Raw genomic sequence first — 15,455 nt, 5'->3', positions numbered from 1 at the left:
GGCCGACCGACCAGTCCGGGCGGTCATGCCGATCAACTCTCGCTCCCCGCTGTCAAATCCGGTCCCGCTGAGCGGGACACTCTCGACAGCTGTCTCGCACAGTGGATTACGTTGTGCCGATGTTCAGAGCGAGGCTCGGGGTCCGGACCCGGATTCTGGCGATCGCGCTCGTGCCGAGCCTGACATTGCTCGTGGTCGGCGTGGGCGCGGCGGGATACCTGGTCGATCAGGGCAGAACCGAGCGGGACTGGGCGGTGCAGATGCAGGCCGCCATCCCGTCCACCAGGGAGTTGGTGGAGGCCGTCCAACAGGAACGCCATCTCGCGATGGTGTATCTGGCCGGTGACGACAGCGTGGTGCCCGCCCTCACGGCGGCGCGGACCCGGTTGGACGCCGCGTTCGCGCGCCTCATCGAGATCTCCGACGACATCCGCGCCGTGGACGACACCCGCATCGGCGACGATCTGGCCGGATTCGCCACGCTCGGACAGCATCTCGCCGGCGTGCGGGGCGGCACCGACGCGCGCGCACTCCCGCCGGCCGACGCCTACGGCTTCTACAACCGTCTGCTCGACGTGGTGTCGGTCGGCGCGCAGGTCGCCCACGACTCGGTGCCCGATGCCGAGATCGGCAAGCAGCTCACCGAGGGCATGCGCCTGTTCTACGCCGTGGACGCCATGTCGCGCGCCCAGACGCTGGCCTTCGCGACCGTCACCGCGGGGGACGAACCGCCGGTGCCCGTGCAGGAGTTCCTGGCCCAAACCGGCTTCTACCGCACCGAGCTCGCGATCATGGCGGCCGAGCCCGACGCGGGACAGCGCGAGGCGATCCAGGCGTTGATGGCCACGCCGGCCTGGCAGCAGCTGGGCGCGGTGGAGTCCGCCCTCACCGAGCGCCTGTTCACCCCCGAAACCGATACCACGGCAAGCACATCCAGTACGCGCCGCACCACCTCCGCGCCCGCGCCGCTGCCGCTGTCCCTCGAGGACTGGCGGCGCGCCGCCGAGGAGGTGAACGGTGCTCTGCTCGACATCTACACCGGCCAGAACCAGCGCACCCAGCGCACCGCCGAGGAGCGCGCCAACGACTCCGCCCTCACCTCCCTCTACGGCGGCGGTGGCGTGCTGCTGGTGAGCATCGCGGCCTTCCTCATCGCCCTGGTGCTGGCCAACCGCGTGATCCGCAGGCTGAAGCGGCTGCGCGGCGAAACGCTCGCGCTGGCCGACGAGAACCTGCCCGACATGCTGCGCAGGCTGCGCGAGGGCGAATCGGTCGACCCGGCCGCCGAGACCCCGCGCCTGGACTACGGCGACGACGAGATCGGCGAGGTGGCCAAGGCATTCGAGCACGCGCACGCGGCCGCCGTCACCGCCGCCGTGGACGAGGCCCGCACGCGCGAGGGCGTCAGGGCGGTGTTCCTCAATATCGCGCACCGCAGTCAGGTGGTGGTGCACCGCCAGCTCGAGATCCTGGACGAGGCCGAGTCCCGCCAGGAGGACCCGGTGCTGTTGGAGACGCTGTTCAAGCTCGACCACCTCGCCACCCGCGAGCGCCGCAACGCCGAGAACCTCATCATCCTCGGCGGCGGGCAGCCGGGACGGCAATGGCGCCAACCGATTCCGCTCATCGACCTGGTGCGCTCGGCGGTCGCCGAAACCCTCGACTACGCCAGGGTCCGGGTCACGAAACTGCCCGACGCGCACGTGCTCGGCACCGTCGTCGCCGACCTCGTGCACCTGCTCTCCGAACTGGTCGACAACGCCACCTCGTTCTCGCCGCCGCAGTCCAAGGTGGAAGTCTTCGGCAACGTCGTGGGCCGCGGCGTGGTCGTGGAGATCAGCGACCAGGGCATGGGCATGCCCGAGCCGGAGCTGGCCAAGATGAACGAGATGCTGCGCAACCCACCGGACTTCGGCGTCGCGACACTCTCGGCCGATTCACGGCTGGGGTTGTTCGTGGTGGCCCAGCTCAGTCAGCGTCACGGCGTAACCGTGCGGCTGGCCGACTCCGACTACGGCGGCATCCGCGCCATCGTGCTCATCCCGACCACGCTGCTGGCCCCGGCCGAAGCACCGGCCGCGCCGCCGCGGGCCGAGCCGGTGCGCAGGCCCCGTCAGCCGGCCCCGTCTATGGAATCCGGTGCGGCGGAGGCGGGTGCACTGCTCACCGTCGCGCCGCCCGCGCCGGAGCGGACGGTGTTCGCCGAGGAGCCCGAGACCACTCCCGACGGCAGGCCCGCGCTGCCCAGACGCAACCGGCAGGCCAATCTCGCTCCGGAGCTGGCGAATCCGGCGTCGGCCGCATCCGCGACCGGCGAGCGGGAACGATCGGCCGAACAGGCCAGGGACCTGATGTCGGCCATCGAGAACGGAACACGGCAGGGCCGCCGCGCGCAGCCCACCGACGAACAGGAAGGCGTGCAGTGACCGCTCCCCAATCCGGCGACCTCAACTGGCTCCTGGACGATCTGGTGGATCGGCTGGCCGGTGTGCGGCACGCGGTGGTGCTGTCCACCGACGGGCTGCTGCTCGGCCGCTCGACCGCCTTCAGCCGTGACGACGCCGAGCATTTCGCCGCGATGTCATCGACGCTCTACGGTCTGGCGCGCAGCGCGGGCAGCCGCTTCGACGGCGGCGGCGTGCGCCAGGCCGTGATCGAACTCGACCGCGCCGTCCTGTTCGTCACCGCCGCCGGCGACAACGCGTGTCTGGCTCTGCAGGCGTCGGATTCGGCGAACCTGGGCATGGTGGCCTACGAAATGAACGTCACCGTGCAGCGTGTCGGTACTTATCTCTCCACCCCCGCGCGCTTGCCATGACGCGCCGGGGGGAGCCGTGGTTCGACGAGGCGGCCGGACCGCTGATCCGGCCCTACGCCCTCACGCGCGGCCGCACCATGGGCACGGCCCATGATCTGGACATCGCCACGGTGGTCACCGCCGCGGTGCCCGCACCCCCGCTGCGCAGGCCGGAGCCGGAGTACGGGCGCATCATAGCGCTGTGCCGGGAGCCGCAATCGGTGGCCGAAGTCGCGGCGAACTTGAAACTTCCTCTTGCGGTGACAAAGATTCTCGTCGGCGACCTGATCGGCGAGGGACACTTGATCTTCCGGGCTCCGGCACACACGGAGGCCGGCCCCGGCGATCTCAACATATTGCGAGCGGTACTGGATGGCATCAGAAAACTTTGACCCCGCACGGCTCGACCCGCAGGGGCCCCAACACTTGGCCGCGTCGGTCAAGATCCTCATCGCCGGTGGTTTCGGCGTCGGCAAGACCACGATGGTCTCGGCGATCAGCGAGATAGCCCCGCTGCGCACCGAGGAACTCATCACCGAGGTCAGCTCCGGCGTCGACGACTTGTCCGGTGTGGAGTCCAAGCAGACCACCACGGTCGCCTTGGATTTCGGCCGCATCACCATCGACCGCGATCTGGTGCTCTACCTGTTCGGCACGCCCGGACAGGACCGGTTCTGGTTCCTGTGGGACGAACTCTCGCGCGGCGCGCTGGGCGCGGTGGTGCTGGCCGACACCCGCAGGCTGGGCAGTTCGTTCGCGGCGGTGGACTTCTTCGAACGGCGCGGGCTGCCGTTCATGGTGGGCGTCAACTGTTTCGACGGCGCGCCCCGCTACACCGAACAGGAAGTGCGCGAGGCGCTCGACCTCGAACCGCACACCCCGGTGATGCTCTGCGACGCCCGCCACCGCGACTCGGCGAAGAACGTCCTGCTCACGCTGGTGCAGCATCTCATCGAACTGGCGGGGCGCGAACCGGTCACCACCTGAACCACACCGCTCCCCCCCGTTGGTGGTGCCCGCGCGATTGGGGTCTGCCTCGCTCCCCCCTCACGGCCGATACTCAGCGTGTCGCGTGTCGAAGGAGTGTCGAAATGAAGATGTCGTCCAGGTTCAGCAAGGGCGTAGCCGCGTTCGCCGTGTCGGCCGCTCTGGTGTGCGGTTCGGGCGCGGGCGTGGCCGCGGCGGACCCCGGTCCGGGTACCGGGTCCGCCGACGCGGCCCGCTCGGTCGTGGAGCTCATCGTGTGCTTCTTCCGCGGCGAGCTCGTCGGGTCCAAGTACCCGCTCTGCTGAGTCGTGCGCGGCGAGGCCGCACCGTGCGATCCTCGCGTGGAAACTTCCAAAGGCGTTGCGCCCCAACGTCTCCCAACGCTCTTGGCCCAATGATTGAGGGCTGCGATTCCCGCTCCTTCGCGTCCGATACTCATCGCGGAAAGAAGGAGAACACCGTGAAATCATCCCCGGGAATCAGTCGAATCGTCGCCGTCTGCGCGGTCACCGCCGCCCTGTTCGGCGGTGTCGCCGCACCCGCGTCGGCGGCACCGACCGACTCCGGCTCGTCCAGCGCGTCCGCGACCTACCCCCGCGAAGCCCTCGAGGCCCTGGTCTGCTTGCTCACGGGCCGGTTCCTCGGATCGAGCTATCCGTACTGCTGAGCCCCACCCATTCAGCTCAGCAGTTCCCGGCCGACCAGTTCGTCGAACAGCAGCTGGTCGACCGGGGGCACCAGGGCACGATCCGCCGCGGTGAACCAGGCGGTTTCGGCGATCTCGCTGCTCGGGGTGAGCGTGCCCTCGTATTCGGCGGTGTAGCAGCTCATCCGGACCGTCACGCCGTTCGGCGGCACCTGCGCCGGCGCCTCGTAGGTGCCGACGTGGCGCACCGTCTCCGGCCGCAACCGCACGGTGAGCTCTTCCTCGATCTCGCGCACCAGCGTTTGCAGATCCGTCTCGTCGCCTTCGCGTTTGCCGCCGGGGATGAAGAAGACGTCTTTGCCCGCCGGCCGCCCGCACAGGATGCGGCCTTGCACGATGTGCACCCAGGCCACGGTGTCGATCAGCGTTTCCACACGGGCTTCCGTCACGTGCGCAGCATAGTGGGCCGGGGTCGCCGCCGTTCGAGGGCGCCCGCCAGGCGCATTCACCCCGCACGACGACTGATTCGGGAGACGGCGATGGGCCGGACCCCGAAGAGTCCGGCCCACATCCTCACCGCGACAAGCGCTGGAACCTGCGCACCGCGAGCGGCACGAAGATCGCCGTGATGAGCAGCGGCCACACCACCGACATCAGCGCGGCGTTCTGCTCGATCCAGGACTCGCCACTGCCCGCCGGTGTCTCGAACAGCTCGCGGGTGGCGGTCGCCGTGGACGAGATCGGGTTCCACGCCGCCACGTGTCCGAGCCACGTCGGCATCAGCTGCGGCGCCACGAAGACGCTCGAGATCATCGTCAACGGGAACGCCACGGCGTAGAGGCTGCCCGCCGCTTCGGGGTTCGGCACCATCAGCCCGAGCCACACGCCCACCCAGATCAGCGCGAACCGCAGCCACAGCAGCAGCACGAACGCGGTCGCGATGGCGACGACGCCGCCTTCGGGCCGCCAGCCGATCACCAGCGCCGTGATCATCAGGATGCCCAGTTCCGCGCAGGCCAGCAGCAGATCGGTCACCGCGCGCCCCGACACCACCGCCGAGGGCGACATCGGCATGGAGCGGAACCGGTCGATCACGCCCTTGGTGGAGTCGTAGACCACCAGCGTGGCGGTGTTCATGAAGCCGAACGCCATGGTCATCACGAACATGCCGGGCATCAGGAAGTCGCGGTAGTCGCCGCCGCCCGGCACACTCATCGCGCTGCCGAAGACGTAGCCGTAGAGCAGCACCGACACGATCGGGAACCCGAGCTGCCACAGGATGTTCACCGGCTGGCGCTGGTAGTGGGTGAGCCCGCGGCGCACCACGTTCCAGCAGTCGGCCAGCACCCAGTAGGCGCGCGAGCGCTGCTGCGGGGCGAGATTCACGGTGGTCATCAGGCGGCCTCCTCGGCGAGCGTGCGGTGTCCGGTCAGATGCAGGAAGACGTCGTCCAGGCTCGGCCTGCGCAGGCCCAGGTCCTCCACTTCGAGGCCTTCGTCCTGGAGGGTGCGGGCCACGTCGGTGAGCGCGGCGACGCGATCGGCCACCGGCGCGTAGACGCGGCGTTCGGCCTCCACGATCTCCGGCTCGCCCGTGCACACCCGGGAGACGATCTTCGCGACAAGGCGCAGATCGCCGGGCACCGTCGCGACGACCTCGATCATGTCGCCGCCCACGGTGGTCTTGAGCCCGTCGGGGGTGTCGTCGGCGATGGCGCGGCCCTGGTCGATCACCGTGATCCGGGAGGCGAGCCGGTCGGCCTCCTCCAGGTACTGCGTCGTGAGCAGAACCGTGGTGCCGTCGGCGACCAACTGCCGCACCGACTCCCACACCTCGCCGCGGCTGCGCGGGTCCAGGCCGGTGGTCGGCTCGTCGAGGAACAGGATGTCCGGCGACAGGATCATCGAGGCCGCCAGGTCGAGCCTGCGCCGCATGCCGCCGCTGTACTTGCCGACCCCGCGGTTCGCGGCGTCGGTCAGGTCGAAGCGCTCGAGCAGTTCGGCGGCGCGGGCACGGGCGCGCCGGCCGCCGAGATGGAAGAGCCTGCCGAACATCTCGAGGTTCTGCCGCCCGGTCAGCACCTCATCGACCGCCGCGTACTGACCCGTGAGGCCGATGCGGGAGCGGACCTCGCGGGCCTGGGTCGCGACGTCGAGCCCCGCCACCGTCGCGTGCCCGCCGTCGAGGGTCAGCAGGGTGCTCAGGATCCGCACCGCCGTGGTCTTGCCCGCGCCGTTGGGTCCGAGCAGGCCGTGGACGGTGCCCCGGCGCACCGTGAGGTCGAACCCGTCGAGGGCGTACTTGTCGCCGTATTTCTTGCGCAACCCTTCGGCCCGCACCGCGTATTCGGTCACCCGAGTCCTCCCTCATATAACTGGGTACGTTGTACCCAAATGAGAGTACAACGTACCCAGTTTTTCGTCCAGTCCGGATTTCCACGGGTTAACCTGAACGACATGACGACTACGGAGGCCAGCGGCAGCGGCGATCTCGCGCGCACACTCGACCTGCTGTGGGATACCGCGCCGCGTCCGACGCGCGGCCCGAAACCCGGCCTCACCTTGGACGGCATCATCGCGGCGGCGGTGAAAGTCGCCGACGAGGAAGGGCTGGCCGCGGTCACCATGCGCCGGGTCGCGACCGAGCTGGGCACCGGCACCATGTCGCTGTACCGGTACGTGCCGGGCAAGGCCGAGCTGCTCGATCTCATGCTCGACCGGGCGCAGGCGCCCGCGGGGCCGCTGCCCGAGGACGGAGGGTGGCGCGCCGCGCTCGAGGCGCTGGCCTACGAACAGCTCGAGATGTTCCGCGCCCACCCGTGGCTGTTGCAGGTCGACCAGTCACGCCCGGTGATCGGCCCCGGCGCGGCGATGGGCATGGAACTGGTGCTGGCGCGTATCAAAGCGATGGGCCTGCCCGACGTGGAACTCGTCTCGGTGGTCGTCACCATCTCCGGCTACGTCACCGGCCTCGCGCGCAACCAGCTCTACGAACGCGAAGCCGAGCGCAGCTCCCGCATGACCGAGGACGAGTTCTGGAACACCCAGGGCCCCTACCTCACCAACGCCATCTCCAGCGGCCGCTTCCCCACCCTGGCCTCGCTGTCCGAGGATGCGTTCGGTTCGGAGTTCGACCACTTCGCCTTCGGTCTGCACCGCCTTCTCGACGGACTCGAAGCGTATGTGCGGCAGCGGAATACGAAGGATTGACACGATCGTGGCGCGCCGGGTCGCGCCACGGCCGCTGGTCAGTCGAGGCAGAACTCGTTGCCCTCGGGGTCGGTCATCACGATGAATCCGGCGCTCAGCGGCGGCTCGGGCTCGAACCGGCGCACCCGCTTCGCGCCGATCGCGACGAGCCGGTCGCATTCGGCCTCCAGCGCCGCCATTCGCTGCTCACCCTCCAGTCCGGGGGCGGCGCGGACGTCGAGGTGCACGCGGTTCTTGGCGACCTTGTCCTCCGGCACCTGCTGGAAGAACAGGCGCGGGCCGGTGCCGTCGGGATCCTCGACGGCCGAGCTCGTGTTGCGCTGATCCTGCGGCACGCCGAGTCGGTCCAGGAACTCGTCCCACGCCGCCAACGGGTCGGTGCCGACGGGCAGCTCGACGCCGGGCGGGGCGGGGTGGACATAGCCGAGGGCGTCGCGCCAGAAGGTCGACAGTGCCCGCGGGTCGTGCGCGTCGAACGTGATCTGGATGTGGCGGCTCATGCGGAGTGCTCCCGTCGTGTCGAAGTGCGTGTGCCCCCACTCTGTCACGCCTCGCGGACAGGATCGGTCCGCTATTTCTGGCAAGCTCGAAGACGTGATGGGCGATGCGGAACGCGGGACGACCGAGCGCGTGCTCACCCTGCTCGGGCTGTTGCAGCAGCGCCAGGTGTGGACGGGTCCCGAACTCGCCGGGCGGCTCGGCGTCACGGCGCGCACGGTCCGCCGCGATGTGGAGCGGTTGCGGGCGCTGGGCTATCCGGTGCACGCGAGTCAGGGTGTCGGCGGCGGATATCAGCTCGGCCGCGGCCAAGATTTGCCCCCGCTGCTGCTCGACGACGAGGAAGCGATCGCGACGGCGGTCTCACTCCTCCTCAGCGCGGCCACCGGCGACGCCGCGCTGCGCGCGCTCACCAAGCTCGACCAGGTGCTGCCCACCCGATTGCGCGGCGAGGTCCGCACGCTGGCGAACTCGGTCGAGTCGTTCGCGGGCGGGCACCGGCCGGTCGACTCCGACGCGCTGCTCACGCTGGCGCGCGCCTGCCGCGACGAGGTCGAGGCCGGGTTCGATTACCCGTCCGCCGGCGGTACCGCCCGACGACGCGTCGAGCCCTATCGCCTGGTCACCTCCGACCGGCGCTGGTACCTGCTCGCCTACGACCTCGATCGCGACGACTGGCGCAGCTTCCGCGTGGACCGCATGAGCGACGTATCAGCGCGCACCTGGCGTTTCCACCCGCGCCCCGGGCCCGACGCCGCCACGTACGTGCAGGAAGGGGTGGCGAGCCGCGTCTACCCCCACCAGGCCCGCTTCCTCGTCCACGCGCCCGCCGACACCGTGCGCGCCCAGGTCTCCCCGGCCGCCGCCGTCGTCCGCGAGATCGACGCGAGCAGCTGCGAAGTCCGCAGCGGCGGTGCGAATATCGACGCCATCCTGATGCACACCCTCCTCCTCGGCCACCCCTTCGAAGTGCTGGAACCGCCGGAATTGGTGGAGCGATGCGAGGTGCTGGCGCGGCGGTTGATGAACGCGGGAGCGAAGAGTGTGTCAAGGCCATCACAGGGGATGCCGTAAACGATCGCGCCACCCCATGCATGAGGCCTGTTCGGCTTGGCAACCGCCGTCCGGCCGCTCGCTGTCGTCGGGCCGAGCGATCGAATCGAACAGTGGGCGGTCCGCTTCGAAGCGTCGGACCGGATCGTCGACCTTGGTCGCGAAGCCGAGACCAAGTCGGCGGCCCGCTCCGGTGTCGCGCTGATTGATCATCGAGCTCGAACACTGAGCTGGAGCGGTTGTCGACAGGAGTCCGGCACCAGGGCGCACACCGAACGAATCGGCACCGACAGCCGGGCGCATACTTCTCATTGTCGCGGCCGCGCTACTCCGGGCCTATCTCACGCGGCCCGCGCGGTCACCTTCTCCGATCCGGCGGCCGCCGCCACGCGCGCCAGTGCCGGGTCCAGCTTCTTCGGCAGCGGCGCGTTGTCGAACATCGCGAGCACGACCTCGGTGCCATCGAGTTCCCAAGTGCCCACGATGCGGCCGTTCACCACAACGAGCGGCGCGATCCATCCGGCCGTGCGGCTGACGGCGGAGCGGTGTTCCTTCGGGAGCAGATCGGTGTCGGCGGTGGTAGGACCGAGCACGTATTGGTCGAACGGGCCGAGCAGGTAGGCGGACTTGTCGGGTTTCGCGGCGGCGAGGGCGTCGAGGTGTTCGGTGAGGGCGTAGGCGGCGCGGCCGTCGATGTCGACGGGCGTGAGCGCGTCCCCCAGCTCCGCGAACCATCCGCGCACGAGCGTCTTACGCAAATTTCCACGGGTCAGCCAGGCGTCGAACACCTCCGGCGTGGCCGGACCGTATGCGCCGAGATAGGCGGTGATCGCCGTGGCGGCGGCTTCGTCCACGTCGGCGAGACCGCGCCAACCGGGCACCGCCCGCGCCGGGGCGGTGAACGTGACCTTGGTGCCGCGCATCGGCCCGTGACACAAAGCCCCTTGCCAGGCAAGAGGTTTCAGCAGCGCGCCCCAACCGGAACGCAGCTGCTCCCCCATCTTGTGAAACGCGCGATCGGCGAGCAGCGCCTCCACCAGTTCCTCGCGCGTGAGCGCCGCATCGGCCAGAATGCCGCCGACCGCCTCGGTGAGCGCGGCGACCTCGGCGGGCGTCGCGCCGAATGTCTTCTGCCACGAGGGTTTCTCCCAGTTCCTCGTCGCCGCCATGAGCGGCAGCACCGCCGCCGCGTCGCTCGGCAGCAGGGCGTGCAGCGTCCCGCGCATGGCCCAGGTCTTGATCAGCGCGCCCTTCTCGAGCGCGCCGACCACCGCCCCTTCCTCTGGCTTCGCGCTCCGGACCGCCACGGCCATCTCCGCCGACGACGTCACCTGCGCCTGCACCCCGGCCAGCCGCCCGACCACTTCGCCCACCCCGCCGCGCGCCACTCGCGAGACGAACTGACGCTCCAGCCGCCACGCGAACACCTGATCCCAGCCGAGCCGCACCGCACCTCCCGAACAACCTGTCAACCCTTGACGCCCGCACGCTACACCCGCCCGCCGACGCCTCCCTGAAGTCGGCGACCGTCCCGAGATGATTCCGCGTGCCGCCGCGCCATATGCCTGACGATCGGGCACCTCGGCTCGAGCTCATACCGGGCCATCATCCTCAGACCGGCATGCTCACATGATCGGTGAAAGCGCCGCCTTGACGACGAACGATCGCCGACGCCCGGCCCGATGGGCAGCGACAACCACGCCCGCGAAGGCTATTTCCGAGGGAGGCGATCCGTTTCGAGTTCGCCGAGAGCCCTACTCGGACACGCGCCGACACCGTGACCGACGACGCAGGCGCAAGAGCCGATGAAGCGCGCCAAAAGCCCGAGCACAGCACGCGTTCACCGAATGCCCAGCCCCTCAGCGAATCAGCACGCTGCACATCATGATTCCGAGCGCGATCTCCACCAACCCGATCACCGTCGCCGCGATCACCCCGAGCAGCGCGGTCCGGTTGGTCACCCGGTGCATCCGCCCCACCGGCGTCGCGAGCCGTTCGGCGCGCACCAGCACCGCGGTGCCCGCCGCACCGAGCGCTCCCGCGGGCATCGCCCTACCGCCCGCGAGCGCGAGCATGCCGCCGAGCAACGGTTCGCGCCCGTGCGCGCGGGCCGCGCGGTCGTCGGCGCACATCTCCAGCAACCGGCCGATCTCCGCGCTGCCCTGCCGCAGCAACCGCAACGGCAGCGTCGAGGAGAGGGCGCGCAACAGGGCGCTCAGCGGCGCGTGCCGCCCGCGCAGGTGCGCGTGTTCGTGCGCGAGGACGGCGTCGAGTTGTTCGCGGGTGAGCGCGTCGACCGCGGCACTGGTCACCACGATGGTGTCGGGCCGTCCCGCCACGCAATACGCCTGCCGCTCGGGCGAATCCAGTACGAGCGCCCCGAGCCCCGGCACCCGCCGCCCCACCATGCGGACCGCCGCGCCGTAGGCGATCGTGCGCCGCCGCATCCGCCAAGCCACCCACACCGTCCGCAGGGTCGCCGCCACCGCGCCGGTCGCGACCGCCCCGGCCAACGCGTACAGCGCGATTCGCTCCCACCAGACGCTGTCGAGCAGGACGGGCGTCGACAGCACCGAGAAGCAGGCGCGCAGGGCCGCCGCCGAATGTCCTTGCACCGTCGTGAATTCCACGACGAGCAGCACCGCCGCCAGCACCCACGCGGCGAGCGCACCGCCGATCGCGACGAGCCAGGCGGCCACGCTCAGCCGGGGCGCCACACCGCGACGGGTGAGCCCGCGCAACACCGGCGGACCGAACACCGCCACGGTCGCGCCGTACGCCATCAGACAGAGCGCGACGTTCACGGCGACCCGGACCGGAGAATCGCGATCCGCGCGGCGAGCCCAGAGTTCGCCGACGTCGCCCCGGCATCGCACAGCACCGGTGCCGTATACGTGGCAGCCATCAACCACTCCCCATCCCGATAACCCACTGTGCTCGGCTCTACGGCAGCCCAGCATACGGGCAGGGCCGCCGCGCCGGAACCCGGACAATCGCGCGATGTCCCGCCGCGCACGCGCGACGGGGCATCGCATCCTGGAGCCCGACAGCATCGAGGACAAGCGGCCGCCGCGCACGCGCGACGGACCTCACCCGTCGACCGGCTACACCGCCGCCTTCTCCGCGCCCCGGGCTCGCTGCCGATGCCGCAGATGCTGCACCAAGCTGACCGCGATCGCGAGCCCCATCACCGTGTAGAGCACCACCGTGATGTTCGAGCCCACCAGAATCGACGGGTCACCCTCCGACACCGCCAACGCGCGCCGCAACTGGGTCTCGGCCAGCGGCCCGAGGATCGCCGCGATGAGCACCGGCGCCAGCGGAATCGAGTACCGCCGCATCACGAATCCGGCCACGCCGACAGCCAGCAGCAGCCACAGATCCATCATCGACGACGCGATCGCGTACACACCGAGCATCGCCACCACGGTGATCCCCGCGTACAGGTACTGCCGGGGAATCAGCAGCAGCTTCGCCCACACCGCCGCGAACGGCAGGTTGATGATCAGCAGGATCACCAGTCCCACGAACAGGCTCGCCAGCAGCGGCCACACCAGGTCACCGCTGCGCTCGAACAGCAGCGGACCGGGCTGCATGCCGTACTGCTGGAACGCGGCCAGCATCATCGCGGCGGTCGCCGAGGTCGGCAGGCCCAGCGCCAGCAGCGCGCCCATCGCCGTGCCCGCCGTCGCGTTGCCCGCGGCTTCGGGCGCGGCCACGCCCTGGATCGAACCGCGTGTACCGAAGTCGGGATCGTTGCGCCGCTGGGCCAGCTTCTTCTCGGTGCCGTAGGCCAGGAAGGTCGGCACCTCCGAGCCGCCGACCGGGATCGCGCCGAACGGCAACCCGAACGAGGTGCCGCGCAGGAACGCGGGCAGCGCCGATCGGAATTCCCTGCGGCTCGGGAACGGCGAGCCCTCCGCCTCCACCGGCACTTCGGGCCCGCCTTCCCGACGGATACGCGAGGCCACGTGCAGCACCTCGCCCAGCGCCAGCAGCCCGACGGTGATCACCACGATCGAGATGCCGTCGAACAGCGCCGCGCTGCCGAGGGTGAATCGTTCGGCGCCACTGGCACTGTCGATGCCGACCAGCGCCAACGCCAGCCCGATCCCCAGTGCGGTCAATCCGCGCACGACCGATTCCGCGACCACGGCCGAGATCGCTGCGAACGCGAAGATCGCCAGCGCGAAGTACTCGGCAGGGCCGAAAAGCGTTGCCAGCTTCACCAATTGCGGCGAGAGGAACACCACCAACGTGGTGGCGATCAGACCGCCGGTGAACGCGCCGATCGCGGAGATGCCCAGCGCCTTGGCGGCCCGGCCGCTCTTGGCCATCCGGTGCCCCTCGAACGTCGTCGCGATCGCCGAGGAATTGCCGGGCGTGTTGAGCAGGATGCCCGACGTGGAATCGCCGAACAGTCCGCCGAAATAGATGCTGGCGAACATGATGAACGCGCCGGTGGGATGCAGGCTGAACGTGACGGGCAGCAGCAGCGCCACCGCCATGGCCGACCCGAGTCCGGGCAGCACGCCCACGGCGGTGCCGAGGACCGCGCCGATCACCAGCAGCGTCAGGTTCATCGGGGTGAGCACCCCGGCGAACCCCTCCATGAGCAGGGTCAGCTGGTCCATGACAGCGCTCCCGCGAAGATCCCGGCGGGCAGGGTGAGCCCGAGCGCCGCCGAGAAGGCCAACTGGATCACCGAGGCGACCAGCGCGGCGACGGCCAGATCGAAGACCGGCCTGCGGCTGCCGAAGACGTAGCAGATCGCCCAGAACAGGAAGGTGGCCGAGATCAGCCAGCCCGCCGGCACCAGGATCAGCACGAACACCACCAGTGCGCCCAGCGTCAGGCCGACGGTGCGCAGATCGGGCTCGGCGTCCGCGGCGGGTTGCGGAGCCGGCTCCTCGGCCCGGACGACGCGCATCTCACCGGTGTCGTCGAGGTGGCCCATGTCCTCCAGCATCAACGTCGACACCTCGGCCGACCCGTGTTCGCGGTCCGCGTGCTCGGGGTGGCGCAGCACCTGGACGGTGAGCAGCACCGCCAGGACATACAGGAATCCGGCGACCAGGATCGGGAAGAATCGCGGTCCCGGCGTCCCGGCTCCGTCGGGCACCTCCATCCGGATGGTCTCGACCGTCAGGAAGACGGCCAGTGCCAGCACGCCGGCGACGACGATCAGCTCGCTGTGCCTGCGCAGCCAGCCGGGGCGCGGGGGTGGCCCGACCCGGTCGGCCACGGCGGTGGTGGTCATAATCCCAGCTCCTCGATAATGGTGCGGATCCGGTCGGACTCCGTGGCGAGGAACGCCTCGAACTCGTCACCGGACATGTATTCGTCGGTCCAGTTGTTGCGCCGCAACGTGTCTCGCCATTCGTCGGTGTCCCGGTACTCCTCGACGATCGCGATCAGCTCGGCCCTGGTCTCGGCGTCGATGCCCGGCGGGGCGACCAGTCCGCGCCAGTTCGACATGGCGACGTCGGTGCCCGCCTGCCGGAACGTCGGGATGTCGACGTCGGGCAGGGGTTCGGCGGCGGAGAGGGCCAGCGCCCGCAACGCACCCGCCTCGATCTGATCGCGGAAGTCGTTGTAGCCGGAGATCCCCGCCACCGCGGTGTGCGAGAGCAGCGAGGTCACGGCCTCGCCGCCGCCGGCGTAGGCGAGGTAGTTGACGGCCTGCGGGTCGATGTTGGAGGACTGGGCGAGCAGACCGGTGAGCAGGTGGTCGATGCTGCCCAGCGAACCGCCCGCGATGGCGTGCCCACCCGGATCGCGCGCCCAGGCGGCCAGGAAATCGCCCAGCGACTGGAACGGCGAGTCGGCGGGCACCACGAGCACGTTGTAGTCGTCGGCGAGGCGGGCGATCGGCGTGGTGTCGGCGAGGGTGTCGCCCGAGCCGGACAGGATGGTGCCGCCGATCATCACGCTGCCGGTCACCAGCATCACGTCGTGGCGGTCGTGCATGCGGACGACCTGGCTGAGCCCGATGGTGCCCGCGGCGCCGGGCGCGTTCACCACCTGGACCATGTTGACCACGCCGTTGTCCCGCATCGCGTGCTGGGATTCGCGGGCGAACGAGTCCCAGCCACCACCGGGCGCGGCGGGCGCCACCAGAGTGAGCTTGGTTCTCGGGTTCGCCACCGTCCCGGCGCGGCTCGCGTCGAGGGCGGCCGAGGCGAACAGGGCCACGGTCACGACACCGAGGGCGACCGCGAGGATGCGGCGGTTCATCGGAGCCTCCTTTCCTGCCGTCGCGCGG

General features: G+C 70.1%; 18 protein-coding genes. 8 read left to right on the top strand and 10 right to left on the bottom strand.

Annotated features, from left to right (window positions below):
• Positions 1-119: 119 nt before the first annotated feature.
• The 6 genes from DFR74_RS07730 (at position 120) to DFR74_RS07705 (ending at position 4,451) form a co-directional block, all read left to right on the top strand.
• Positions 120-2,426 carry a sensor histidine kinase gene (locus tag DFR74_RS07730; protein WP_067501569.1) on the top strand — a complete coding sequence of 769 codons (2,307 nt, stop codon included), beginning with the start codon at positions 120-122 and terminating at the stop codon, positions 2,424-2,426.
• A complete protein-coding gene (locus DFR74_RS07725; RefSeq protein WP_067501571.1) occupies positions 2,423-2,818 on the top strand; it encodes a roadblock/LC7 domain-containing protein in 396 nt (131 codons plus the stop codon). The genes DFR74_RS07730 and DFR74_RS07725 overlap by 4 nt, the downstream gene beginning before the upstream one ends.
• A complete protein-coding gene (locus tag DFR74_RS07720) occupies positions 2,815-3,189 on the top strand; it encodes a DUF742 domain-containing protein (protein WP_067501574.1) in 375 nt (124 codons plus the stop codon). Before DFR74_RS07725 ends, DFR74_RS07720 begins: the two co-directional genes overlap by 4 nt.
• Positions 3,170-3,784: a GTP-binding protein gene (locus DFR74_RS07715; RefSeq protein ID WP_067501577.1), complete on the top strand. Its 615-nt coding sequence runs from the start codon at positions 3,170-3,172 to the stop codon at positions 3,782-3,784. Before DFR74_RS07720 ends, DFR74_RS07715 begins: the two co-directional genes overlap by 20 nt.
• A gap of 104 nt (positions 3,785-3,888) precedes the next feature.
• Positions 3,889-4,089: a hypothetical protein gene (locus DFR74_RS07710; RefSeq protein ID WP_067501580.1), complete on the top strand. Its 201-nt coding sequence runs from the start codon at positions 3,889-3,891 to the stop codon at positions 4,087-4,089.
• A 155-nt stretch (positions 4,090-4,244) separates the two neighbouring features.
• Positions 4,245-4,451, top strand: a complete 207-nt coding sequence (locus DFR74_RS07705) for a hypothetical protein (RefSeq protein ID WP_147265757.1) — start codon at positions 4,245-4,247, stop codon at positions 4,449-4,451.
• A gap of 11 nt (positions 4,452-4,462) precedes the next feature.
• Here the strand turns inward: DFR74_RS07705 and DFR74_RS07700 are convergent, their stop codons facing one another.
• The 3 genes from DFR74_RS07700 to DFR74_RS07690 form a co-directional block, all read right to left on the bottom strand.
• Positions 4,463-4,879 carry an NUDIX hydrolase gene (locus tag DFR74_RS07700; protein ID WP_067501585.1) on the bottom strand — a complete coding sequence of 139 codons (417 nt, stop codon included), beginning with the start codon at positions 4,877-4,879 and terminating at the stop codon, positions 4,463-4,465.
• A gap of 124 nt (positions 4,880-5,003) precedes the next feature.
• On the bottom strand, positions 5,004-5,825 hold the full coding sequence (locus DFR74_RS07695; protein ID WP_067501587.1) for an ABC transporter permease: 822 nt from the start codon (positions 5,823-5,825) through the stop codon (positions 5,004-5,006).
• On the bottom strand, positions 5,825-6,784 hold the full coding sequence (locus DFR74_RS07690; RefSeq protein ID WP_067501590.1) for an ATP-binding cassette domain-containing protein: 960 nt from the start codon (positions 6,782-6,784) through the stop codon (positions 5,825-5,827). The genes DFR74_RS07695 and DFR74_RS07690 overlap by 1 nt, the downstream gene beginning before the upstream one ends.
• A 102-nt stretch (positions 6,785-6,886) precedes the next feature.
• On the opposite strand from DFR74_RS07690, the gene DFR74_RS07685 reads away from it, so the two are divergent.
• Positions 6,887-7,639 carry a TetR/AcrR family transcriptional regulator gene (locus tag DFR74_RS07685; RefSeq protein WP_067501593.1) on the top strand — a complete coding sequence of 251 codons (753 nt, stop codon included), beginning with the start codon at positions 6,887-6,889 and terminating at the stop codon, positions 7,637-7,639.
• Positions 7,640-7,677: 38 nt separating this feature from the next.
• Here the strand turns inward: DFR74_RS07685 and DFR74_RS07680 are convergent, their stop codons facing one another.
• Positions 7,678-8,139, bottom strand: coding sequence for a VOC family protein (locus tag DFR74_RS07680; RefSeq protein ID WP_067501596.1), 462 nt, complete (start codon positions 8,137-8,139; stop codon positions 7,678-7,680).
• Positions 8,140-8,236: 97 nt separating this feature from the next.
• Between DFR74_RS07680 and DFR74_RS07675 the strand changes: the two genes are divergently transcribed.
• Positions 8,237-9,211 carry a helix-turn-helix transcriptional regulator gene (locus DFR74_RS07675; protein ID WP_067501599.1) on the top strand — a complete coding sequence of 325 codons (975 nt, stop codon included), beginning with the start codon at positions 8,237-8,239 and terminating at the stop codon, positions 9,209-9,211.
• On the opposite strand, the gene DFR74_RS07670 is transcribed toward DFR74_RS07675, so the two are convergent.
• The 6 genes from DFR74_RS07670 to DFR74_RS07645 all read right to left on the bottom strand — a co-directional run bounded on the left by DFR74_RS07670 (position 9,194) and on the right by DFR74_RS07645 (position 15,427).
• On the bottom strand, positions 9,194-9,403 hold the full coding sequence (locus tag DFR74_RS07670) for a hypothetical protein (RefSeq protein WP_067501602.1): 210 nt from the start codon (positions 9,401-9,403) through the stop codon (positions 9,194-9,196). The two genes, DFR74_RS07675 and DFR74_RS07670, sit on opposite strands and share 18 nt — an antisense overlap.
• Positions 9,404-9,531: 128 nt before the next feature.
• On the bottom strand, positions 9,532-10,638 hold the full coding sequence (locus tag DFR74_RS07665; RefSeq protein WP_067501606.1) for a winged helix DNA-binding domain-containing protein: 1,107 nt from the start codon (positions 10,636-10,638) through the stop codon (positions 9,532-9,534).
• 411 nt (positions 10,639-11,049) lie between these two features.
• On the bottom strand, positions 11,050-11,973 hold the full coding sequence (locus DFR74_RS07660; protein ID WP_170160714.1) for a M56 family metallopeptidase: 924 nt from the start codon (positions 11,971-11,973) through the stop codon (positions 11,050-11,052).
• Between the two features lie 321 nt (positions 11,974-12,294).
• Entirely contained in the window at positions 12,295-13,824 is a 1,530-nt protein-coding gene (locus DFR74_RS07655; protein WP_067501609.1) for a tripartite tricarboxylate transporter permease, read from the bottom strand.
• On the bottom strand, positions 13,812-14,450 hold the full coding sequence (locus DFR74_RS07650; RefSeq protein ID WP_067501620.1) for a tripartite tricarboxylate transporter TctB family protein: 639 nt from the start codon (positions 14,448-14,450) through the stop codon (positions 13,812-13,814). The genes DFR74_RS07655 and DFR74_RS07650 overlap by 13 nt, the downstream gene beginning before the upstream one ends.
• On the bottom strand, positions 14,447-15,427 hold the full coding sequence (locus DFR74_RS07645; RefSeq protein WP_067501623.1) for a Bug family tripartite tricarboxylate transporter substrate binding protein: 981 nt from the start codon (positions 15,425-15,427) through the stop codon (positions 14,447-14,449). The genes DFR74_RS07650 and DFR74_RS07645 overlap by 4 nt, the downstream gene beginning before the upstream one ends.
• Positions 15,428-15,455 lie beyond the last annotated feature (28 nt).

Origin of the sequence: Nocardia puris (assembly GCF_003315035.1) — a bacterium.
GTDB lineage: Bacteria > Actinomycetota > Actinomycetes > Mycobacteriales > Mycobacteriaceae > Nocardia > Nocardia puris.
The sequence above is the reverse complement of the archived record's forward strand: the minus strand, read 5'-3'. Positions and strand labels throughout refer to the sequence as shown.